25 protein-coding genes are annotated in these 23181 nt (G+C 37.5%); 7 read left to right on the top strand and 18 right to left on the bottom strand.

Annotated features, from left to right (window positions below):
• Positions 1 to 2 precede the first annotated feature (2 nt).
• The 4 genes from leuB (at position 3) to ACJVDH_RS03005 (ending at position 4179) form a co-directional block, all read left to right on the top strand.
• Positions 3 to 1094, top strand: a complete 1092-nt coding sequence (gene leuB / locus ACJVDH_RS03020; RefSeq protein WP_443946096.1) for a 3-isopropylmalate dehydrogenase — start codon at positions 3 to 5, stop codon at positions 1092 to 1094.
• Positions 1095 to 1104: 10 nt separating this feature from the next.
• Positions 1105 to 2265: a 2-isopropylmalate synthase gene (locus ACJVDH_RS03015; protein WP_443946095.1), complete on the top strand. Its 1161-nt coding sequence runs from the start codon at positions 1105 to 1107 to the stop codon at positions 2263 to 2265.
• 199 nt (positions 2266 to 2464) lie between these two features.
• Positions 2465 to 3715: a threonine ammonia-lyase IlvA gene (ilvA, locus tag ACJVDH_RS03010; protein WP_443946094.1), complete on the top strand. Its 1251-nt coding sequence runs from the start codon at positions 2465 to 2467 to the stop codon at positions 3713 to 3715.
• 116 nt (positions 3716 to 3831) lie between these two features.
• Positions 3832 to 4179, top strand: a complete 348-nt coding sequence (locus ACJVDH_RS03005) for a cupin domain-containing protein (RefSeq protein ID WP_443946093.1) — start codon at positions 3832 to 3834, stop codon at positions 4177 to 4179.
• Between the two features lie 88 nt (positions 4180 to 4267).
• Here ACJVDH_RS03005 and ACJVDH_RS03000 read toward each other — a convergent pair whose 3' ends face one another.
• Entirely contained in the window at positions 4268 to 4828 is a 561-nt protein-coding gene (locus tag ACJVDH_RS03000) for a DUF4230 domain-containing protein (protein WP_443946092.1), read from the bottom strand.
• Between the two features lie 132 nt (positions 4829 to 4960).
• On the opposite strand from ACJVDH_RS03000, the gene ACJVDH_RS02995 reads away from it, so the two are divergent.
• Entirely contained in the window at positions 4961 to 5374 is a 414-nt protein-coding gene (locus ACJVDH_RS02995) for a hypothetical protein (RefSeq protein ID WP_443946091.1), read from the top strand.
• Between the two features lie 198 nt (positions 5375 to 5572).
• On the opposite strand, the gene ACJVDH_RS02990 is transcribed toward ACJVDH_RS02995, so the two are convergent.
• The 17 genes from ACJVDH_RS02990 to hemA all read right to left on the bottom strand — a co-directional run bounded on the left by ACJVDH_RS02990 (position 5573) and on the right by hemA (position 21430).
• Complete coding sequence (locus ACJVDH_RS02990; protein ID WP_443946090.1) at positions 5573 to 6565, bottom strand: ABC transporter ATP-binding protein; 993 nt, start codon at positions 6563 to 6565, stop codon at positions 5573 to 5575.
• A 188-nt stretch (positions 6566 to 6753) separates the two neighbouring features.
• Positions 6754 to 7572: an outer membrane beta-barrel protein gene (locus tag ACJVDH_RS02985; protein WP_443946089.1), complete on the bottom strand. Its 819-nt coding sequence runs from the start codon at positions 7570 to 7572 to the stop codon at positions 6754 to 6756.
• Positions 7573 to 7641: 69 nt separating this feature from the next.
• On the bottom strand, positions 7642 to 8391 hold the full coding sequence (locus tag ACJVDH_RS02980) for a hypothetical protein (protein WP_443946088.1): 750 nt from the start codon (positions 8389 to 8391) through the stop codon (positions 7642 to 7644).
• Positions 8372 to 8941, bottom strand: coding sequence for an RNA polymerase sigma factor (locus tag ACJVDH_RS02975; RefSeq protein ID WP_443947595.1), 570 nt, complete (start codon positions 8939 to 8941; stop codon positions 8372 to 8374). The genes ACJVDH_RS02980 and ACJVDH_RS02975 overlap by 20 nt, the downstream gene beginning before the upstream one ends.
• A gap of 329 nt (positions 8942 to 9270) precedes the next feature.
• Positions 9271 to 10428 carry a hypothetical protein gene (locus tag ACJVDH_RS02970; protein WP_443946087.1) on the bottom strand — a complete coding sequence of 386 codons (1158 nt, stop codon included), beginning with the start codon at positions 10426 to 10428 and terminating at the stop codon, positions 9271 to 9273.
• Positions 10429 to 10801: 373 nt separating this feature from the next.
• Positions 10802 to 11362 (bottom strand): CopD family protein, encoded by a 561-nt coding sequence (locus ACJVDH_RS02965; protein ID WP_443946086.1) that lies wholly within the window; start codon positions 11360 to 11362, stop codon positions 10802 to 10804.
• Between the two features lie 20 nt (positions 11363 to 11382).
• Positions 11383 to 11670 carry a type II toxin-antitoxin system RelE/ParE family toxin gene (locus ACJVDH_RS02960; RefSeq protein WP_443946085.1) on the bottom strand — a complete coding sequence of 96 codons (288 nt, stop codon included), beginning with the start codon at positions 11668 to 11670 and terminating at the stop codon, positions 11383 to 11385.
• Entirely contained in the window at positions 11658 to 11837 is a 180-nt protein-coding gene (locus ACJVDH_RS02955; RefSeq protein ID WP_443946084.1) for a hypothetical protein, read from the bottom strand. The genes ACJVDH_RS02960 and ACJVDH_RS02955 overlap by 13 nt, the downstream gene beginning before the upstream one ends.
• Positions 11838 to 11890: 53 nt before the next feature.
• The gene (gene hemE / locus ACJVDH_RS02950) at positions 11891 to 12916 is read right to left on the bottom strand and encodes a uroporphyrinogen decarboxylase (protein ID WP_443946083.1); all 1026 of its coding nucleotides are present in this window, start codon (positions 12914 to 12916) and stop codon (positions 11891 to 11893) included.
• 30 nt (positions 12917 to 12946) lie between these two features.
• A complete protein-coding gene (locus ACJVDH_RS02945) occupies positions 12947 to 13363 on the bottom strand; it encodes an NUDIX hydrolase (protein ID WP_443946082.1) in 417 nt (138 codons plus the stop codon).
• A gap of 109 nt (positions 13364 to 13472) precedes the next feature.
• Entirely contained in the window at positions 13473 to 13988 is a 516-nt protein-coding gene (locus ACJVDH_RS02940) for a hypothetical protein (protein WP_443946081.1), read from the bottom strand.
• Positions 13988 to 14692, bottom strand: a complete 705-nt coding sequence (locus tag ACJVDH_RS02935) for a response regulator transcription factor (protein ID WP_443946080.1) — start codon at positions 14690 to 14692, stop codon at positions 13988 to 13990. Before ACJVDH_RS02935 ends, ACJVDH_RS02940 begins: the two co-directional genes overlap by 1 nt.
• 8 nt (positions 14693 to 14700) lie before the next feature.
• On the bottom strand, positions 14701 to 15567 hold the full coding sequence (locus ACJVDH_RS02930; protein WP_443946079.1) for a sensor histidine kinase: 867 nt from the start codon (positions 15565 to 15567) through the stop codon (positions 14701 to 14703).
• Positions 15568 to 15625: 58 nt separating this feature from the next.
• Positions 15626 to 16996: a glutamate-1-semialdehyde 2,1-aminomutase gene (hemL, locus tag ACJVDH_RS02925; protein ID WP_443946078.1), complete on the bottom strand. Its 1371-nt coding sequence runs from the start codon at positions 16994 to 16996 to the stop codon at positions 15626 to 15628.
• Between the two features lie 173 nt (positions 16997 to 17169).
• Positions 17170 to 18138, bottom strand: a complete 969-nt coding sequence (gene hemB, locus ACJVDH_RS02920) for a porphobilinogen synthase (protein ID WP_443946077.1) — start codon at positions 18136 to 18138, stop codon at positions 17170 to 17172.
• A gap of 198 nt (positions 18139 to 18336) precedes the next feature.
• Positions 18337 to 19917, bottom strand: a complete 1581-nt coding sequence (hemC, locus tag ACJVDH_RS02915) for a hydroxymethylbilane synthase (protein ID WP_443946076.1) — start codon at positions 19915 to 19917, stop codon at positions 18337 to 18339.
• 286 nt (positions 19918 to 20203) lie between these two features.
• A complete protein-coding gene (gene hemA, locus ACJVDH_RS02910; protein ID WP_443946075.1) occupies positions 20204 to 21430 on the bottom strand; it encodes a glutamyl-tRNA reductase in 1227 nt (408 codons plus the stop codon).
• 132 nt (positions 21431 to 21562) lie between these two features.
• Between hemA and ACJVDH_RS02905 the strand changes: the two genes are divergently transcribed.
• Together ACJVDH_RS02905 and ACJVDH_RS02900 are read left to right on the top strand one after the other, a co-directional pair.
• Complete coding sequence (locus ACJVDH_RS02905) at positions 21563 to 21958, top strand: DoxX family protein (RefSeq protein ID WP_443946074.1); 396 nt, start codon at positions 21563 to 21565, stop codon at positions 21956 to 21958.
• Between the two features lie 103 nt (positions 21959 to 22061).
• Entirely contained in the window at positions 22062 to 22886 is an 825-nt protein-coding gene (locus tag ACJVDH_RS02900; RefSeq protein WP_443946073.1) for an alpha/beta hydrolase family protein, read from the top strand.
• Positions 22887 to 23181 lie beyond the last annotated feature (295 nt).

Below are 23181 nucleotides of genomic sequence, written 5' to 3'. Positions count from 1 at the left end.
TAATGAAGAAGAACATTTTAGTAATACCTGGAGATGGTATTGGCCCGGAAGTGACCGCCTGGGGGAAAGCAGCCTTAGAACAGATTGCATCAGCATTTGGCCACGAATTTACGTTTGATGAAGCTTTAATGGGGCACGTTGCCATTGAAGCAACTGGAAATCCGCTTCCGGATGAAACACTGGAAAAAGCAAAGAAAAGTGACGCCATTTTATTCGGCGCAGTTGGACACGCTAAGTACGATAATGACCCGAGTTTAAAAGTAAGACCAGAACAAGGTTTATTAAAAATCCGTAAAGAATTAGGTCTTTTTGCCAATCTCCGCCCGATATTACTATTTGATGAACTTCTTCAGGCATCAAGCATTAAACCAGAAATTTTGCAGGGAACAGATATTTTGTTTTTCCGCGAGTTGACAGGCGATGTCTATTTTGGCGAAAAAACCCGCTCCGAGGATCGCAATACTGCTTCTGATTTGATGATTTATCACCGTTACGAAGTGGAGCGAATTGCTCATAAAGCTTTTCAGGCTGCACAGCAAAGAAGTAAAAAATTATGTTCTGTAGATAAAGCAAACGTGCTGGAAAGTTCTCGTTTATGGCGCGAAACAGTACAGGAAATCGCCAAACAATATCCGGAAGTAGAAACAGAACACATGTTTATTGACAATGCAGCCATGCAGTTAATCAAAAATCCGAAGAAATTTGATGTGGTATTAACCGCCAATCTATTCGGCGATATTTTAACCGATGAAGCATCGCAAATTGCCGGTTCTATGGGCATGCTTGCTTCTGCATCAGTTGGCGACTTAACAGGTTTTTATGAACCAATACACGGTTCTGCACATGATATTGCAGGTAAAGATCTGGCCAATCCGCTCGCCTCTATCCTATCCTCAGCTTTGCTTTTGGAAATTGGTTTCGGCTTAAAAGAAGAAGCCAAACTGTTGGTTGATACGATAGACCAGGTATTAAAAGAAGGATACAGAACCAATGACATTGCCGATCAAAATACCAATAGATTCAACGTTTTGGGCACTGCAGAAATGGGCAAACTGGTGTTAAAATTCTTATCTCAAAAATTAGTAAACTCCTAAACACAAGATTATGATTCACGATCCGAACAAAGTTTATATTTTCGACACGACATTGCGTGACGGAGAACAGGTACCAGGTTGCCAGTTAGATACAAACCAAAAAGTAGAAATCGCTAAATCACTTGAACTTTTAGGTGTAGATGTCATTGAAGCCGGATTTCCGGTTTCTAGTCCCGGCGATTTTAATAGCGTAATTGAACTGTCTAAAGCAGTAAATGATCCGATTATCTGTGCACTTACCCGTGCCAACAGAAATGATATCGATGTGGCTGCAGATGCCTTGCGGTATGCTAAACGCCCGCGTATCCACACCGGAATTGGTTCGTCAGATTTCCACATCAAACATAAATTCAACAGTACCCGCGATGAAATCCTGGAACGTGCAGTTGATGCTGTAAAATATGCAAAGAAATATGTAGAAGACGTAGAGTTTTATGCTGAAGATGCCGGCAGAGCCGATATTGAATTTCTTGCAAAAATGATTCAGGCTGTAATTGCTGCTGGTGCAACCGTGGTTAATATTCCAGATACAAATGGATATTGCCTTCCGGATCAATACGGTTCTAAAATCTTATTTCTTAAAGAAAATGTAAGCAATATCGATCAGGCCATTATTTCTGTTCATTGCCACAACGATTTGGGTTTGGCCACAGCAAATTCTATTGCAGGTTTGCAAAATGGTGCCCGCCAGGTAGAATGTACCATTAATGGGATTGGTGAGCGCGCCGGAAATACTTCTATGGAAGAAGTGGTCATGATTTTGAAAACGCATAAAGTATTGGGTTTAAACACTCAGATTGATGCTACCCAGTTTTATGACATTAGCCATATGGTTCGCAACCAGATGAATATGCCTGTACAACCAAACAAAGCAATTGTAGGTGGAAATGCATTTTCTCACAGTTCTGGTATTCACCAGGATGGTTTCTTAAAAAACCGCGAGAATTATGAAATCATCAAACCTGAAGATGTTGGTTTTCCTGATGCTACAATTGTATTAACCGCTAGAAGTGGCCGCCATGCATTGAAACATCATTTAGACCGCATTGGCCACAAATTGGAGAAAGAAGAATTAGACATTGTTTACAAACAATTCCTGGTTCTTGCCGATAGTAAACAAGGAATCAATGACGAAGATTTAAAACAGCTGGTTGCTATGCATCTGGCGTAAGAGCGGAGAGCGAAAAGCAAAGAGCGGTTTACATTCTTACCCTGCAATCTAAACCTGATAGCAGTGAAAATCTCCCGATTTTTCATCGGGGGGATTGTAACGAATATCAGGGCTGCAGCCACCGAAAAGCACCGAACATTGCTTTTCTAAATAATACAGGTAAAACAAAGCCTGTTACGAAAACTTGACATTAAAAAAAATGAATAACACCTTAAAAAACACTTTCGATTTTGAAAGCGCTTTTAAAACCTTGGCAGGCGTTGTAAAACGTACTCCACTTGAATTTAATGCAGGACTATCGTTAAAATATAATGCGAATATTTATCTTAAAAGAGAGGATTTACAAATTGTACGTTCGTACAAATTACGCGGTGCCTACAATAAAATTAGCGCTTTAAATAAAGAAGCATTAAGAAATGGAATCGTATGTGCAAGCGCTGGCAATCATGCGCAGGGTGTGGCCTATTCCTGCAAAAAGTTAAACATTAAAGGCGTAATCTTTATGCCTGAGATCACACCTAAACAAAAGATTAAACAAGTAACCATGTTTGGTGGCGACAATATCGAAATTGTTTTGGTAGGTGATACTTTTGACGATTGTTTAAAAGAGGCTTTGATTTACTGCGAGGAAAAATCATCTACGTTTATCCCTCCTTTTGATGATGAAAAGGTAATTGAAGGCCAGGCAACAGTTGCAATGGAAGTTTACGAGGATTTGCCAGATATAGACGCCATTGTTGTACCTGTTGGCGGCGGTGGCTTGGCTGCCGGCGTTAGTGCATATTTACAAACGGTTAAACCAGAAGTCAAGATTTTTGGTGTAGAACCTATGGGCGCTCCATCTTTAAGCGAAGCTTTGAAAAATGGTGGCCCAATAACTGTTGAGAATATTGAACGTTTTGTAGATGGCGCAGCGGTAAAAAGAATGGGCTGGATTACGTATCAATATTGTAAAGAACTGTTGAGTTCTACGTATTTAATACCGGAAGGACAAATCTGCACCACAATTCTGAAACTCTACAACGAAGATGCTATTGTGGTAGAACCTGCAGGCGCATTGTCTGTATCGGCTTTAGAGCAAATTAAAGATCAGATTGTTGGCAAAACCGTGGTTTGCATCATTAGTGGCGGCAATAACGATATTGAGCGCATGCAAGAGATTAAAGAAAAATCGCTCTTGTTTGAAGGTCTAAAACATTATTTCATAGTGCGCTTTCCACAACGCCCCGGAGCGTTAAAACTTTTTGTAAACGAGGTTTTGGGTCCGCATGATGATATTACCCGTTTCGAATTTATCAAAAAAACAAATAAAGAAAATGGTCCTGCTTTGGTTGGTATAGAGCTCACCAATAAAGACGATTATGCAGGGATTTTAAAACGCCTTAAGGAATTTAAGTTTGATGTAATTGAACTGAACCAGGATCAGACTTTATTTGAATACTTGGTTTAAGGTTTTAACAACGGAGCACACAGAATATTGACGGAAAACATTCAATACACTTACTATTGTTGCGTTGAGCTTGTTGAAGTGTTTCAATAAGCTCAACATAACGGAATCAATAAAAAATGAACTACAAAGAATTAACCAACAAAACCTTAATTGCCGACAACGACATGGATTGGGAAGATCTTGGCGATGGCGTAAAACGAAAGATTATGGCTTATGATGATAATCTTATGCTGGTTAAAGTTCATTTTAACAAAGGTGCTATAGGTACAATACACAATCACCCACATTTACAAATGAGCTATGTTGCAGAAGGCAGTTTTGAAGTAACAATGGGCGATGATAAAAAAGTATTAACCAAAGGCGATGTTTTCTTTGCTCCTACTCTGGTTTTCCATGGTGTGGTGTGTTTGGAAGAAGGTCTATTAATCGATGTTTTTAACCCGCACCGCAAAGATTTTATATAAGAAAAGTCCACTGTCAGGAGATTGAAAGTCCAAAGTGTTGATGTTTAAAAATAATGCTTCGAGCCTTTGCGGTAAATTTAGCTAAAATCTAATTGAAAGTCAACCTAACACTTTTATAACCTAAACCTTCAATAATAGGTTTTAAAACATTTAAAGCATTGGTTTTGGTTTGCGCCAGAATATCCGATTTTTTTACTTCTGCAGTGATTTGTTTTTCTGCCGCTTTATATGCTTCATCAACTAATCCTGCTTCGCGAAAAAAAGCCATCTTCGTATCGTAAACACGCGATTTTTTATGGTCAATTTTTACATAACAAATTTCTGGCTGTGGTAAATTTACTACAGCAGTGTCGGCATCTATCTCAATATCATCTCGCGTAATTTTGGTCAGATCGATACAACCTACAGCATCAGCCTTAATGATCAGTAAAACGCTTGCTTCGGGCAAAAAATCGGTTTTATTCTTATGTTCTAGAACATCACTTAGCTGATATCTGACCAATTCTAATTTGCCAATGGCTTCAATTTTCTCCACTAATATCTGATGTTTGCTTTCTACAGATGTATTGATGCTAAATTTTTTTGAAAAGAAAAAGTAAGCAGCAACAATTAAAATAAGCCAAGGCAGAATCCGGAAAAATACTCTCATAGCGTTTAAAAAAGGTTTTTATCAGTGTATGGAATTTATTACACAAATATTAATCCACAAAGAAGTCATATTGCCATTTTTTGGCAACAGTTTTGTATTAAGGCTGATAACACACAAATAAAACTAATCATCATGAAAAAACTTACTATCCTAATGCTTTGCATTGCCACACTAGGTTTAGCCTCTTGCAAGAAAGACACAATTGTTCAGAACATTCCAAACAGAACTATTATCACCTACATCAATCCCAGCAACTGGACTGCAGATGTGGACGGTATAACACTTTATTCAATAATTAATATCTCTGATGTACTTGACGGCGCAACATTTGAAGATGACGGAATATTAGTCTACATCTCGAGAGGAGATAACGATACTTACGAACAAATCCCGAACGTATACAACCTTGATTCTTATAGTTATTTGGTAGACAAGCAAAGTAAGACGTTAGAAATTGACCTGCAAAGATCAGATAAATCATCCTATCCATTAACACCAACTACCAGAACCCGCGTAAAAATTGTTTTGGTAAGATCTCAGCAATAAAATTGACTCCTAATAAGGATAAGTTTTGGTTAAGATATAAAGCGACTTTATTAGGTAAGCAAGTCTGGCTAACGTTTGGTTTTTTCTAAGAATTAGAAAACTTACTGTAGCCGGATTTTACAAAAAGTTATAAGTACACTTATAACTTTTTGTAAAAAACTAGAAATTGCAACTATAATTGCAGATGATCAACCTGCATTAAAACTCCAAGAAATGATTAATACTAATTTGAACGTGATCATTTTTTTTCAGTTCGCCACGATTCAGTTGTAAAGCCCGGATATTAACACCATTCCTTTCTAACAACAGTTCGTCATAAAAGCCTTTATAATACACATCTCTCACCTCGAACCTTCTACTTCTCCAGCTTCCATTAATTTCGGCCCATTCGGGGTAAAAAACTACAGATTCCTTGCTGGTTTTCAATCCAATTTTTTCTGCATCGGCTTTGCTTAATAAAACGGCATTTCCTAAAATTTGAGCAGTATAAATGTGCTTCGGTTTTTGATAAATATCGGATGGTTTTCCGGTCTGTAAAAGTTCGCCATTTTTGAGGATCAGTAACTGATCGGCCAGAAACAAACCATCTGCGGGATCATGCGATACTAAAATCACTGTAACACCAGTTTCTGCAGCAATACGTTTAATATCGGCACGCAACTGATTTTTTAACAGCGCATCAACCTGACTAAAAGGCTCGTCTAATAACAATACCTGTGTATCTGCAATCATCGCCTTTGCTATGGCTACACGTTGTTGTTCGCCACCGCTTAATTCAATAATCTTTTTGTTTTGCAGGTGAGAAATACGCAAATGTTCCATCATACGGATCGTTTTCTCTGCCTTACTTTTCAAATCGGTATTGGACAATTGTGAAGCGATATTATCGTACACTTTGGCATAAATATTCAGCGAAAAGTCCTGAGTAACCATTTTCATCTGCTTGTGGCCGGGAATCAGTTGTTCATCCGGACCTTTAACCCTTTGATCTTCGAAAAAGATTTCGCCTTCATCAGTTTTTAACAACCCGTAAATGGATTTCAGCAAGGTTGATTTCCCACTTCCGCTTTCGCCAATTATAGCCACTACATCGCCTCTTTTAATGTCGAAACTTACATTTTTAATGCCGCCGGCCTGTTCTGCCAGATATTGTTTGGTTAAATTTTTAACGCTGATTAGGATATTGCTCACGTGGTAAAGATAGTGAATAAGCTTATAGCAGAAAGACTAAAGCTGAAAGCAAAATTACAAGGGTATAGTAAATACAGCGCCGAACTTTTAATAAGCACTGAACAAAAAATCCTGTCTCGCCTAACCGAAACAGGATCTGTTTATTTGTGTGCTGTCGTAATCAAATCCCCTTTAAGGATTTAGGGGTATTAATTTAATCCGAACGTTACACCGAAACTCATATTTTTCAAACCTGCTTGTGCCGGAGTAGTAAACATATCGTTGAAATAGTATTTGGTGAATAAACCAAAGCCGCCATAACCCAATCTGAAAGTACCACCGTATCTAACCGATTGAAAATGGTAATTGTCATATTGTTTTTCTTTACCACGTTCATCGCTAATTTGTTTAATTTTCCCGTTTAACAAAAAGCTAACTTCTGGCCCCAGAATAAAATAAAATCTTTTTCCTCTGTTGTTTTCTTTTGTACGGATTTCAAAATTTAATGGAATATGCACATAACTGCTAGAGAATCTGTTTTTTGAAAAGATTATCGGCTCATCAATGTATGATAAAGTTGGTGAGTTTTTCTGAATGGTAATGTTATCGCGCAAACGAATCAACGTCCAGTCAAATCCACCGGCAACATATACCTTAAAATTTGAGTTAAACCGGTAACCGAACTGAAGAATATCAAAAGAAAATGTGCTGGTTTTACCGCCTTTATAATCTAGAAAATCGTTATTTGGAGACAAGTTAAAGCTTCCGTTATCAATCAATCTGGAGAAGCCTAAATCAATCCGCGTAAAAGTAATACCGCCTATAAAACGGCCTTTATTGGCATTGGCAATCTTCGCAGAATCCTGTTCCTTTTTGCCACGGTTTATTTTCATGGTAAAAGAAAAACCTTTTGTTTTTTTATGCATTGTAGAATCTACTGTAGACGAATCTGTTTGTGCAGAAACTTTTGAAGCCATAGCACCGGCAAGTCCACTTACCATTAGTGCTGTTAAAATTAAGCGTTTCATATGTGTTGTATTGGTGTGTTGTTAATGAATGAATTTTTATCTATAACCTGACCGAATAAGCTATTCAATCTATTTTTTATTTCGTTTTCCGAATTTAAACGGCCCAATATTGATAGATGCAATAGATGAATCATCATCATCCGTTCTAAACTGAATGATTTTTTCTTTTCGTTTATCTACGGTATTCACGATAAAGTTTACTACATCGCCAACATTTCTAATTGATTTATTTTCTGGTTCAGGATTCGTGGTTACCACAACATCTGTTTTTAAAACCGCCGGATTTGCCGCAATCACCGTTCCTGGTTGTTGTTGTATAATCTCCTCTATTTTTTGATTCAAATCTTTCTTAGAGTCATCAACCTTTGCAAATACGGGTTCTTGCTTCTGTGCGTTTGATTCTGCAATTTCCACTTTTTGCGTGGGCGTTTCGGTTACACTTTTAACAGACGAAGATTTTGCAACAACCCCTTTGGTTTCTTTCTGAGCAACAAACACTGGCTCAACCTGGTCTACAATTGTAGTTCTAGCAGGCTCAATTGTTTTTTGCGATATGGTTTCTCTTGGTAAAATTTGTTCTGTAGGTTTTGCAGCTGCAACCTTTGGCTGTTGTTCTGCTTGCCGATACATTAGCATGCTTACTGTTGCAAGTACAATTAGTGCAGCTGCAGCCATCCAATAAACAGGCATTATCCTTTTTTTCTTTGCGTCAATTCCGCTTTCAATGTCGTTCCATAGATCTCGCGAAGGTTTAACTTCAGCGCCATCAAAGGCATCTTTAAACAGTTGATCAAAATCTTTATCCTGTATAGGTTGCATATCCAAAGCCCTCCATTTTTGTAATTTCTTCTTTTAATATTGTTCTGGCTCTAGAGAGCTGAGATTTGCTCGCGCCTTCCGTAATGCCTAAAGTTTCTGCAATTTCTCTGTGCGAATAACCTTCAATTACATACATATTAAAAACCATTCTATAACCATCTGCCAGTTTTTGGATCACTTTCATCAAATCCTGCATACCTAAACTGCTAAAATCAAAACCTGTTGAGGGTTGTTCATATGCTTCATCAATATCCACTACACTTAAACTTCTAAGGTTTTTTCGGTAGCTTTCAATAGCTGTATTCACCATCACTCTTCTAATCCAACCTTCGAAAGAGCCATCGCCCCTATATTCACTAATTTTTCCGAAAACTTTAATGTAGCCCATTTGCAATACATCTTCAGCTTCCATTTTATCTCTGGCATAGCGCATGCACACGGCGAGCATTTTCGATGCAGTTTGCCTGTACAGCAATTCCTGCATCTTTCTGTCGCCAGCTTTGCAGCCTTCTAACAAGTCGTTTATCGTATAGGTTCGCGTCAATTTCATTGTGTGTTTGTAGAGAGAAGATGATGGTTTGCCAGCAATGGTTGCAAGCATAATTAAAAAAATTAAACTAAACGCAAAAAAGGTCACTAAATATTGATTATCAACGCGTTACTTTTTTTGCTTTTTAGCAAAATATTTATTTGAAAATAAACGGTCGGTATTTCATCGTGAAGTTCAGCCCCGCTATACGCTACAAAGCCTTGCCTCGTTCCTCAACTTCGGCTTTTACACTTCTATCGGGTTTATAGTTAACGGTGAGTGCAACAATAAACCCCGCTATCTGTAACAGAAATAGCGGGGTTTTTAAAATTTTCAATCTTAATTTGGTTCTACTTATCTGCCTTTCTTACCTTAAACAATTTAAAATCCTGTTTATAGGTTAAGAAAAACGAATGGTTAAATTGCAACTGTTTATCTGTATTGTCTAAATCTACGTGAGGTTCAAAACGTACATCAAGGTAAAGATGTGGCAACAATTCTTGTTGGTAAGCATAACGAAGCGCAACGATGTTCCGGCCGCTTTGTTTTAGTCCGTTTGTATATAGGTTGCTGGAAACCGATTCATAAAGTGGCATACCTTTTATTGAGATAAAATTATTGCCTTTCCAATAGGTAGCTACTAAACTTCCCCATTTACTAACTACACCTGCATTTAGCCACAAGCCGAAACCACCTTCATAAGCACGCCTTTTATCCGGAGAAAAATCTTTATATGCAGCTACATAGTTATCGGTATATATTTCCTTAACATTAGCGCCAATTTTTTTGTGCAGTTTAAATCCGGCAGCACCATTAAACATGGTTGTAATCGGAATTTCTTTCAGAATATCAATTTGCCCGCCTTGGTGGAAAACCAAGAATTGAGCGGGAACACTAAATTTCCAGCCGTTATTTTCTGCTAAAGTTGTTTCGGTAGATAACCCACCAATAATCTCTTCTTTGGCGGCCTCGCCTGTGTAAATCATCTTTTGCCAGGCAATCCATGCATCCAGGTTAAACTTTTTACGTTCAACCAGCAACTGCGTTCCATATTCTATCGGATTGGTTATTGTACGTTCAAAATCATACAATGGCTCGATATATTTATGCTGAATACCGCCTTCCAGGCTTCCGAAAATTAATGTTAAATTTCTCTTGTGGTATTTTAAGCTGAATAATGGTTTCGCATCGGTTATTCCATTTCGGCCAAAATCTTTACGGATAAATGCACCGGCTGTAATCGCTAAATTGGGATGTGCGTAATACACCAACTGAGGTTGCAACTGTGTACCATAAAGTGTATAACCATCATGAAAATCATTGGTGTACTCGTAATTACGTACATAATTGAAATTGTAAAAATTGAAATGAACTTCGTTGGTTAAACTGCTATCGGGACGAATACGGTTTTCTATCGCCGTTTGATCAAATTGCGCAGACACTGCAAATGAAACACAAAGTAGCGTTATTGAAAGTAAGGTTTTCTTCAAACCTGAATTTGTAAACATGGGTTTTATCTTTATCGCCCAAATTTAAAATAGTTTTTGGTTAAAATATGAAGTTAATGCAATCAAGTGTTAAAAGCGAACCCCATTTTACCGAAAGGAAACAAAGAAGACAAACTGATCTAAGCCTTGTTTAAAGGATATAGACATTTACGTTCATGTAATTTGAAATGTCTTGTGTAGTTAAAATTTATCTCGGTATTTCTCTGTGAAAACTTAATTTAGTCTATGGTTGCGTGATAAGTAATTTTATATTTAATTTAAAATCATATAAGACATCTAAGATCATGCGAGATAAAATGCACTAAAATGTGTTACATGGTTAATTTCCCTCAGTGTTTCTTTGTGAAATCTCCGCGTGCTTTGTGGTTAAAAATTATTCGCCGCGCTTCTTTCTATAGTTTTTATACAGCTTAACCGCAATCATAATCGCCATTGCTACGCCCATAATACCAACCAATCCCCAGATCCAGTTTAATGCGCTTTTAAGAATCACAACGAAAACAATAGCGATCATAAAAATTGTCGCCAACTCACGCCATAAACGCAATTGAAAACTGGTCATTTTGAATTGATTGTTCCGTAGCTGCGCCACAATATTTTGGCAGATAAAATGATAAATAAGTAACCCAACTACGAAGGCCAATTTTACCAGCATCCAATCCGTTTGCAACAGACCAGGATTTAAGCTAAGCATGGCAGCGCCAGCCAAAACAGAGATAATCATCGCCGGAGTCGCAATAATATTCCAAAGCGTGGCTTCCATTTTAATAAACTGTTTTTGAAGGATAGTTTTCTCGGGTTCCGCTTTTTCGTTCGCTTCTGTATGGTAAATAAACAAGCTTAGAATATAAAACAAACCAGCCATCCAGCTTATCACAAATACAATGTGAACAGCTTTAAAATAAGCGTAGTAAGGCAGTAAAGTTTCTATCATTTCATTATTCTTGATTGCACCTACAAAAATGGTTGAGCGGAATGATGCACGGTAAGAATTTCAATCGTGTCTATTTGCCTATTATAATGATAGACAATTCTAAAATTCCCTTCGATAAGTTCGCGGATTGAGTCTTCTCCTCTTTCAGGAACCACCCAACTTAATTCTGGCATTTCTGCTAAAACTTTAGCCTTGTTGAATAGCTTTTTGATTAGCACCGATGTATAGTGTGCTGAATATTGACTATGAAAATTTGCGATGTTATTTAAGTCGTCAATGCCCAATTCACTCCATACTATTTTAGCCATTTATCCAGTTTTTGCTCGGCTTGTTCTTCTGTATAAACCTTGCCTTCTGTAACCTGTCGCATCGCCGAATCGATTTTCTGAAGCAACATTATTCGTTCCATAAATTCGTCGGCAGAAAACTCATCAGGCATTTCACGTAGCGTATCCAAAACTTCAGTCTTTTTCATAACAAACTAATTTTAAACAAGATAACAAAAACCGGATAAAATATCGATTGTCACTAATATCTAAATTCCTTTACAACATCAATTGCATATTTTACATTATCAAACGGAATATCTGGCATAATGCCATGGCCAAGGTTAAAAATAAAACCTTCTGTACCGCGCATACGCTCAAATAATTTATGAATTTGCGCTTTAATTACGGGCTTATCTGCGTATAAAATATGTGGATCGAGATTACCCTGAACCGCGATGCCTGCTGGTAATGCATTTTTGATATTTAATAAATCTGCATTCCAATCTACAGAAATTACGTCTGGTTTTGCCTCTGCCATCATTGGTGCAAATACGGAACTTCCTTTGCAGAAAGAAATAACAGGAATATCTTTTCTGTTTAACTTAGAAATGATTTCTTGAATGTAGCGGTGCGAAAATTCCTGATAATCGTTCCATGACAATGCCAAAGCCCAGCTGTCAAAAATTTGTATTGCATTTACGCCAGCTGCTATTTGTAAGTTCAGATAATCTGCTGTTACATGTGCAATTTTGGCCAACAAACGATGCGCAAGTTCTGGTTGGTTGTGCAACATCAGTTTTGTGAGTTTGAAATCTTTAGACGATCCACCTTCTACCAAATAACTCATTACGGTAAATGGTGCGCCAGCGAAACCGATTAACGGAATTTTACCGTTTAAACGTTGCTGAATAACTTTTATAGCATCTGCTACGTACTGAAGTTCCGATAAACAATCTACATTCAAAGCATCTACATCTGCTGCTGTACGAACGGGATTGGCAAATTTTGGTCCAACACCTTGGGTAAAACTTAAATCGCCGCCCATTGCTTCGCCAGTAACCAATATATCCGAGAATAGAATTGCAGCGTCAATATCTAGTAAATCTACAGGTAACATGGTTACATCTGCAGCGATTTCTGGAGTCTTACACATCTCCAGGAATGAATATTTGTTTTTAATTTCCCAATACTGAGGCATAAAACGCCCTGCCTGGCGCATCATCCATACAGGTGGACGTTCGGTTTGCTTTGAAAATGCTGCGTCTAAAAATAAATGATTGGTCATGTTGTAATCTGTTATTTGCCGTGTTGTTTTTTATATCAATTGATCTTTCCTTAAATGCTCAAAAACTTCTAAAACCCCAACAACCTGTGCAGGTTCTTTTAAATATTCTTCGAGATTAAAAAATTTAACTGCTTCTATTTCATTGCTTGGATGGATTTCCTGATCGAGATCATATAAAAAACAATCCTGTTCCATCACAATATTTTTTTCCTCGCCATAAGCAGGTGCAGATACATGTATATAAAACTGAAGTTTATGCACATCTAGCTCAATATTCAGTTCTTCCTGTATTTCCCTTTGGATAGATTGAATGGATGTTTCACCAGCATCAACCTTGCCACCAGGTAAATACCAGGCCTGCTTATTCCGACTAAATGCCAAAAGTAACTTGTTTTTCTGAATAACAACTAAACCGGCGGTGGCCAATTTTACTAAATCTACATTCATGTGTTAATATCTATCTTCAACTGTGGTCAAAAATCAGTCTTTTATAAACAAAAAAACGAAGCACCTGCTTTATAAAAGAGATTCTTCGTTCTTATGCGTAGCAAAACGCTTATATTTTTTCGATCTGTTTTTCCAGTTTCGCCACAATGTCTTTAGACCGTTCTGTTTCAGAAAGCTCTTTAGCCAATTTTGTATATGCCGCAGCACGTTCTTTATCTTTTTTTCGCAAAGCGAGATTAGCCAAATGAATCAACACAAAAGATTTTTGGTTTTTTCCACCCACAGAAAAACGACTCGCAATCTGAAAATGATATTCTGCCTTATCCCAGTTTTCATCCTTTAAAGCGATGTTACCTTGCATAAACTCATAATAACCCCGCCGACTTTTCGCAAGCCTTTCCGGACTTTTAACTTCATCAAGCAAAGCTCTTGCTTTTACAAATTCATTGTTTTTGAAATGTTTTGAAGCCATTAAAACCGAACTGTGTTTAAAGTGGCTCCAAATTACAAATGCAAGCAAAAAAGCAGCTAATGCTGCCAATTGATACTGATCGTAATACAAACAAACCAGAGCGGCCAAAATAAAAACGGCCATTAAAGCAAATCTGCCTTTGTTATTGTACATTAATGAATATCTGTGAATTTATAGCCCACACCACGGATAGAGTGGAAATAAACTGGATTTTTCTGATCTGGCTCAAAATATTTACGGAACGTTAGAATGAAGTTATCAATTGTTCTTGTTGATGGATAAACATCATAATTCCAAACCGTTTCTAAAATTTGCTCTCGAGAAACGGCATCATTTTTACGCTCGATAAGCAACTTCAATAACATGGTTTCTTTTTTGGTTAATGGCGTAATGGTGCCATCATCATGTTTAAGCTCAAATGAGTTGAAATAAATGGTTTTATCGCCAATTTTATAAGAATTTAATTCTTTTAAATCGTCTGATTTTAAACTGCGTTTAACCAAAATACCAACACGAAGGATCAATTCTTCCAGGTTAAAAGGCTTAACTAAATAATCATCAGCTCCTTTTTTCAAACCTAGAACACGGTCTTCAGAGGTGTTTTTTGCAGTTAAAAATAATATCGGAACTTCTGTATTCTCTAAACGAATGGTTTCACAAACCTGGAACCCATCCATTTCCGGGAGCATTACATCCAATACAACCAGGTTAAAACGTTCTTCTTTAAATACTTTTAATGCGGTTTTGCCATCTTTTACGGCGTGAACTTTATAACCTTCAAGTTCGAGGTTTAATTTAATGGCATCTAACAAGTGATCCTCGTCTTCAACCAATAGAATTCTTAATTTTTGTGACATAATTGAGATTAACTAAATGTTACTTCAAAAATACTTCCTTTCGGCTGATTGTCTTTCACTATAATATCAGCGTCATGGTTTTGTAATACCTCTTTCACAATAAACAAGCCTAAACCTGTCCCCTTCGCTTTTCTGACATTCTCATTACCAACCCGGTAAAACTTATCAAATATCAACATTTTTTCTGTATCTGAAATACCCGGACCTTGATCTGCCACGCGCAGCATAATATGCCCTCCAACATCACTTAAACTCACATTGATCTCGTCGCAAGGGTCTGAATATTTCACCGCATTTTCGATCAGATTGGTGACTACAGAAGACAATGCAAATTTGTCACCCATGATCTGCAAATTTGGCTGAATTTTAGCATTTATAATCTGTTCGCATCCACATGAATGCACCTGTAAACGATCTGTAATTTTATACACCAATTCAGACAGATTAAAATCTTCTTTAGGAAAACTGTAAGAACGGTTTTCTATTTTAGTTGCCAGCAACATATTCTCTACCAAATCATCCAAACGCTCAATATCTTTCAATGAATTGTTTAGTAGCGATGTTTGTCTGGCTTTGTCCAAATCACGTTTTACAATCGTTTGTATCGAAAGTTTAATTGCAGCCAAAGGCGATTTCAATTCATGTGTAATGGACATCAGAAAGTTTTGCTGTTGTTCTCTTAACTTATCTTCTCTTTTTAAAGATTGATGCAGAAAATATCCGCCAATACTTAATAGAAACAAAAACACAGATCCTTCGCCCATAATCATCGTCATACGGCTGGGTTGCAAACGCACAACCAAAGTTCCCCATGAAATGAGCTGAATTAATGCATAAAGCAATAATGCGTAAAATATGATAATTGATTTCTTCATTCCTTCAGTTGGATTACACAGATTATATTTTCTGATACTTTGTAGTTAAACAAAAGCCTTACTTTTTAAACACTAAATCTAAAGCTTCAAATATAGCGCGTTTGGCTTTTTCCAATTCAATTTTTGTATGCGCTGCCGAAACGAAGCCAACTTCATAACCTGAAGGGCCTAAATAAATCCCTCGGTTTAAAAGTTCGCGGTGCATGATTTTAAATTTCTCCATACTTCCGGCATCAATATCATCAGCCGATTGGATTTTATCTTTATCAGTGAAAGCAAACCAGAAGATCGATCCAACGGTAAATACTTTGAATTTGTAATTTCTGGCAGTTGCAAAACGTTGAATACTGCCTACAAATTCTTGTGCTTTGGCATTTAGATCTTTGTAAAAGCCAGATTTATTTAATTCTGTCAAAGTAGCAATACCTGCCGCCATAGCAACTGGATTCCCGGAAAGTGTGCCGGCCTGATAAACACCTCCATCAGGTGAGATATGTGCCATAATTTCTGACGATGCGCCATACATTCCAACAGGCAAACCTCCACCTATAATTTTACCATACGTAACAATATCTGGTGTAATGCCATAATATGCCGCAGCACCTTCAAAACCCACGCGGAAACCAGTTATTACTTCGTCGAAAATCAATAATGCGCCGTTATCGGTACAAATTTTACGCAAGAAATGAATATAGGCTTCATCTTGCATAATTAAACCGTTATTCGCCGGTATACCTTCTATAATAACTGCAGCAACCTGGTCTTTAAACTGAGCAAATGCTTGTTCTATCGCAGCAGTATCGTTCAATGGAATTACAACCGTCTCTTCTGCAAAAGATTTTGGTACACCGGCAGATGAAGTTTCTCCGAAAGTAACCAAACCAGAACCTGCTTTTACCAAAAGTGAATCGCTATGGCCGTGGTAACAACCTTCAAATTTTATGATCTTATCTCTTCCGGTAAAACCACGTGCCAAACGAATGGCAGACATTACGGCTTCCGTTCCGGAACTGGTAAAACGTATTTTTTCTACAAAACGGTTGTTTTTGATAATGAGTTCTGCCAATTCATTTTCCAGAGCTGTAGGTGCGCCAAAACTCATTCCGTTTTGCATAACCTCAGTAACTTTCTCGCGAATTTTTGGGTTGTTGTGACCTAAAATTAATGGACCCCAACTGCCACAGAAATCTATGAATTGATTGCCATCTGCATCCCAAATGTAACATCCATCGCCTTTTTCAATGAACAATGGTGTTCCATAAACAGATTTGAATGCCCTAACCGGTGAATTTACGCCTCCGGGAAAATAGGTTTTAGATTTCTCATAAAGTTCTGCCGATTTTACTCTCGAAATATCAGGTTTACTCCCGGTATTTACAGGAATATCGGCTTCGTTGCCTGAAAACATTTTTTTTATTGAATCTAACATCTTTTTAAGGTTAAAGATTGAAAGGTATAAGGTAGAAGGTTTTGGGTATATCGCCCATAATCAAAAACCATCAACCTTTCCACTCTTTATATTTTGTAGGAATTAAAATGGATTATTAAGGAGTAGATTGTGGGCATGTAAACCCTCAAGCTTAAAACCTTTGGTCTTCCAACTTACATCCAGTTGTTATTTAAAATATCTTTAATATGGTAAGTGGTAATAATACTTGCCCCTGCTCTGGCAAAAGCATGCATGGTTTCCATAACCACTTTTTGTTCATCTATCCAACCGCGTTCTGCGGCTGCTTTCACCATGGAGTATTCTCCAGAAACATTGTAAACCGCAACAGGAAGTGTGGTTTCTTGTTTCAAGCGCTGAATAATATCCAGATAGGCCAAACCTGGTTTCACCATTAATACGTCTGCACCTTCTTGCTCATCCAACATTGCTTCGCGTAAGGCTTCTGTTGGGTTTCTGAAATCCATTTGGTATGCTTTACGGTCGCCTTTACTTGGTGCGCAATCGGCAGCTTCTCTAAAAGGACCGTAATAGGCAGAGGCGAATTTTGTGGCATGGCTCATAATGGCTGCATTCATAAAACCATTATCATCTAACAGATTACGCATTGCTTCAATTCGTCCATCCATCATATCTGATGGTGCAAACATGTCTGCTCCGGCTTCTGCATGTGCCAAAGCCATTTTCGCAATTACATCTACCGTTTTATCATTCTGCACGTAATCATTTTCCATAATTCCGCAATGGCCATGTGTAGTATAAGAGCACACGCAAACATCCGTAATAATATAAAGATCTTCGCCAAATTGCTTTTTTAGTTCTCTTACAGCTGTTGGCACCAGAGAATGATTGTGGTAAGCGGACTTGGCATCTTCAGATTTTTCATCACCAACGCCAAACAACATCACCTTATTTAAGCCTTTTTTTAAACCAGCTTCAACATCTTTTACCAGTGTATCTACAGAAAAGTGATCTACTCCGGGCATTGCATCAATCGCATGTGTAACATTGGTGCCTGGAACCACAAAATATGGGTAAACAAACATATCTTTCGATAGTCGGGTTTCGGCTACCATCTCTCTAACTAAAGGATTTTTCCTTAATCTACGTGGACGATGTAACATTTTATTTTTATCAAGTATTTAGAATCAAAACTTAAATACTAAGATTTAAGCCTTGATGATTCAATTATTTTTGCATTAAAAATTTCTTTTCCCAAGCAAACGAAAAGCATTGCTTCTAACTGCGCAATGGAGAATCGATTTTGCTTCTCGCTTTAGTCTTTGAGCTTTATCCTTTAAGTACTTTATGCTTCGGGAATTTTATCTGATTTCTATTCCAAAAACTGCTTCGGTAAGCCCGATTTCGTCAGGTGAATATGGCAATGCATATTTCACACCCATTTCATCAAACTTTTTACCTGTAGAATTACCAATTGCTATAACCTGTTGGCCTGGCTCTAATAAATTATCGATAAAATATGCATCGACGTTAGACGGACTGGTAAAGATTAATACATCTGCAAAACTTTGGTCGATATTTTCTTCTGTTACGGTTTCGTAAATAGGAAGGTCAATAATTTTAGCATCCGCCGGAAGTGATTTTTGAATAGTTTGTAAAGAATCTTGTGCACGCGGGAAAAGCACATTTTTTTCTGATACCAAAGCGGCAAAATCTTCGGCTACTTCGGTAATATCGCCACTGGCGCCTACAAAATCGGCATAATGACCGTGTTTGCGCAATGCATCTTCAGAACCGCGCCCAACAACTCCAAATTTGGTTTTCTTAGGTAAAAGTGGTTTAAGATTAAAAAAGTAATCTACACTATTGCGACTGCTGAAGAAAACCCAATCAATATTTTTAAGGATAAACTGATCTAAAACAGTAACAATTGGAAAAGTTCTGATGAGCGAGCGGCCTTCTATTTTAATTCCTTTACTCTCCAGTGCTTTGCGAAAGTAACTGTGTTCACCAATTTCACGTGAGATAAAAACTTTTGAAGGTTTTTTCCTTTCTGGATTAAATTTTTCTACGATTTTTTCGGCCAGTCCTTCGGTTGTTTCCGAACGAAGAAATAAACGTTCTGGAAAATCTTCGGCAGTTTCTGCTTTGGATGTCCAAACTTCAAAAGAGCCATTTTCTTTTTTACAGTAACACCCTAATGGCATGTGGCAGCCACCTTCAAAAAGGTTTAAAACTTTACGTTCCACACCTACTTCTTCGGCTGTTGCCGGATCATGAAGTTGTTGAAGCAAATCAAAGAGTTCTGTATCATTTTCACGAATTTGAATGGCCAGTGCACCTTGAGCTGGAGCCGGAACAAATTCTGTAGGTTCTAATTCTTCTACATGCAAATCGCTAACATCCAACCCTAAGCGTTTAATACCGGCTTTGGCCAACATAATCGCATCGTAATCTTCGTCTCTTAGTTTTTGTATCCGCGTAGGTACATTTCCGCGCAAATCATCCACTTCCAAATCAGAACGCAAACCTAAAAGCTGCGCTTTTCTTCTATTAGATGAAGTGCCCACCATAGCGCCTTTTTTTAAAGAGAGTTTCTGAGAAATATCTACACAATCTTTTAAAATAAGTAGATATTCAGTGGCTTCTTCTCTGGCCGGAATGGCTGCAATTGTTAAACCTGCGGGATGCGTAGTGGGAAGATCTTTTAAGCAATGTACCGCCAAATCAATTGTTCCGGCTAAAAGTTCTTCTTCCAGTTCTTTGGTAAAAAAGCCTTTGCCTTCAAGTTTATCCAATCTTAAATTCAGGATTTTATCACCTTGTGTTTTGATGATTTTGATTTCTGCTTCTGCTCCAATTGCCGCCAATTCACTTTGTATGTGATTGGCCTGCCATAATGCGAGTTCGCTGCCGCGGGTTCCGATGGTTAATTTCTTCACTATTAAACTTTAATGTCTTGCAAATTTAAGGTAAATAGTGCTTTATCTTACAAAATGTTTAAAAATGAGACTTTAGCGTTACACTAAACTTGAAGTATGAAGAAGTGATGACGGGTTTAGAAGATTTTTGATTTGAAATACTGAAGCAACAAACTAAACCCGATTGTAGAGAAGTCGTTTCTTCACGACTGAAAGAAAAAGCGGGACTAATGGAACCGAAACGCACAAAAATTGCTTTCCAAAAAATATTTTTAGAATTGATATTGAGCGAGAAAACGAAAAAATTTTAAGGCTGATTGACCAAAATTTCTTTGGCCATAACCATAGGAACGCTGATACATTTTTTCTCCATATAGTTCATTACACGTTCCAGAATTTCGCGAGATGCCTCGTCCATCTGACTGATTTCATCCGCAAACACGCCATTCAAAGCCGTATTTTTAATTTCCTTAATTTTTCTTGGAACTTCTTGCATCGCCAACTCAATACGGCGTTGTTTTAACACATAAAAGAACTCACTGATGTTGTTGCCAATAATTTCTTCTGCATGCACCAATTCTTTATAACGCTCTTGGATGTTTTTACGTGCTACTTCTTTTAAAGATTCTACTTCAATGTAATGAACAGGATTATTGTGGATAACTGCCGAATCTACATCATTTGGAATGGCAAGATCTACAATTACTTTTTTGCCGGTTTCGCCATTTAGCAATTTAGCGTACAGTTCTTCATTGATAATAGCTTCTGTAGAACCCGTACAGGTAATGATCACATCGAAACCTTCTGTGAAGTTCTGTAAAGCATCAAGGTGGTACGCATTACCGTTCAATTCTTCAGCCAGAGTCTCTGCCTTAGCTAAAGTACGATTGAAGACAGAAAAGTTGGAGTATTTATGTTTATTGAGGTATTTTGCAATATTTTGATTGGTTTCGCCAGCGCCAATAATCAACACGCGAGAGTTGCCACACATGTTTAATTCTTTAAGCTTGCGGTATGCAAGTGAAACTACAGAAACCGGATTTTTAGAGATATTGGTGTGTGTATAAACTTCTTTTGCTGTTTTTACAACACGATCCATAATCATGCGGAGATAATCGCCTGTGAAACCTGCATCTCTGCAACTTTCATAAGCCCGGCGTATTTGTGCAAGAATTTCTTTCTCGCCCACAACCAAACTTTCTAAAGAACAAGACGTTCTTAACAAATGATTAAAAGCTTCTTCGTTTTCGTAAACGGAAACATTATCGATAAAGCGTTCGAGAAATTCTTCTGGTAAACCCATATCCAAAACCCTCAAAAATTTAGTTACAAATTCTTTATCGGTTTTTTCCTTGGTTAAGAATACAAATTCTACACGGTTGCAGGTACCTACGTAAAATATCTCGCTAACAGGAAGCTGCGTACGAATATTCTGTAGTCTGCTTTCCAAACTCTGATCGCAAATTACTAACTTACCGATAGACTGTAAATCTATGTGATGATGCGTAAAAGCTATTATCTTTAAATATTCCAAGTGCTCCGTTTATTAACTATTGTCGGGATACAAAAGTAATACGGTTGAGGTATGCCTACGTCATTAATCTGTAATTTACATCAATTTAGAACGACTCTAAATAATTAACAAAATTTAACGCTTTGAACAACAATGAACAACACAAAACTTTATACTTTTTTCCGTTGGATGTATGCAATTTTCTACATCGCGGCAGGCGCTAATCATTTTATCTCTTCTGAGGCTTATCTTGCAATTATGCCGCCTTATCTGCCCCTCCCAATAACGCTGATTTATATTTCTGGTGTGGCAGAAATTGGATTGGGTGTACTTTCTCTATTTTCTCCCACTCAAAAAATTGCAAATCTCTTGATCATACTAATGCTTATTGCTTTTTTGCCCGCCCACATTTACATGATTCAATCCGCACCTTTTATGTTGGGCACCGTAAAAGTTACACTCCTGATTGCATGGGCACGGATTCCGCTTCAGTTTTTACTGATCTTTTGGGCTTGGTTTTATATCCACAAAAATCAGAACAGAGCTTAATTCGTTGCGTATTACCAGAAGCCAGTTCTACACATTCACAAACCATGGAGACAACAAAATCACTTTTATGAGGTTTATAATTTATATCAATACCTAAAACATTATGATTACAAAAAACGATTTTAGCCTTAGCGGTTCTGATGGAAAATTAATTATTGGCGATATTACGTTTGAAGACAAAAACCCAAATACACCAATTGTACTTTTTGTACATGGATTTAAAGGCTTTAAAGATTGGGGCGCACACAACCTTGTTGCGCGTTATTTTGCCAGCAATGGCTATCGTTATATGAAATTTAACTTCTCTTATAGTGGCGTGCCAGCAGACGATCCAAAAGATGTAACGGATCTTGAAGCATTTGCCAGCAATACCGTTTCCAAAGAACTTTTTGATTTAACAGCAGTTCTGGATTTTATTGAAAAAGCTTACGGAAAAGAAACGGAAATAACGCTGATTGGCCACAGCAGAGGCGGCGCTGTAAGCATCATCGAAGCGGCCAATGATGCGCGTATCAATAAAATTATAACCTGGAGCGCAATAACAGATTTTGATAGTTTATGGAAAAAAGAACAGGAAGCAGAATGGTTAAAAACCGGAAAAATTTATGTAACCAATGCACGCACTAAAGAACAGATGCCGTTAAATAAAACGTTGTTAGAAGATTTACAGCAAAATCCGGATACGTTAAATATTATCGAGGCCGCTAAAAAAGTGAATATTCCCTGGTTAATTATTCATGGTGATGACGATGTAAATGTGCCTTTTGAAAAAGCACAGGATTTAGCAGGTGCCAATCCGAGCAGCAGAATTATTAAAATTGAAGGCGCAAACCATGTTTATGGTGCATCACACCCATACGAAAGTGAAACTTTGCCACCGCAACTATTTAAAGTTTGCGAAAAATGTTTACAGTTTTTAGGCGAATAATCATATTGATTTCTAAACCATATAAGATATATAAGAACATTTGAAATGAAACCTTTTAAGGTGTTCTTATATGTCTTATACGGAAAATTAATTACCGAGTGCTTCCGCTCGTTTATAACAAGTGGATAATGAGCTGATTGTTTTGAACGATCATTACACAAAATTGTACCGTAACTTTTTTTCGATGCAATCGAAAATCTATTTAGGCACCCGTTAAAAACGAGCGCAAGTCTCTGAGCAAAAATTTTAGAGAAATGCCTAGCTGCACATTTGCGTTTAAAAGTTGATGCAATTT

Origin of the sequence: Pedobacter terrestris (assembly GCF_052343045.1) — a bacterium.
Classification (GTDB): domain Bacteria; phylum Bacteroidota; class Bacteroidia; order Sphingobacteriales; family Sphingobacteriaceae; genus Pedobacter.
Note: the sequence above shows the minus strand (reverse complement) of the source record. Positions and strands in the feature narration are given on the sequence as shown.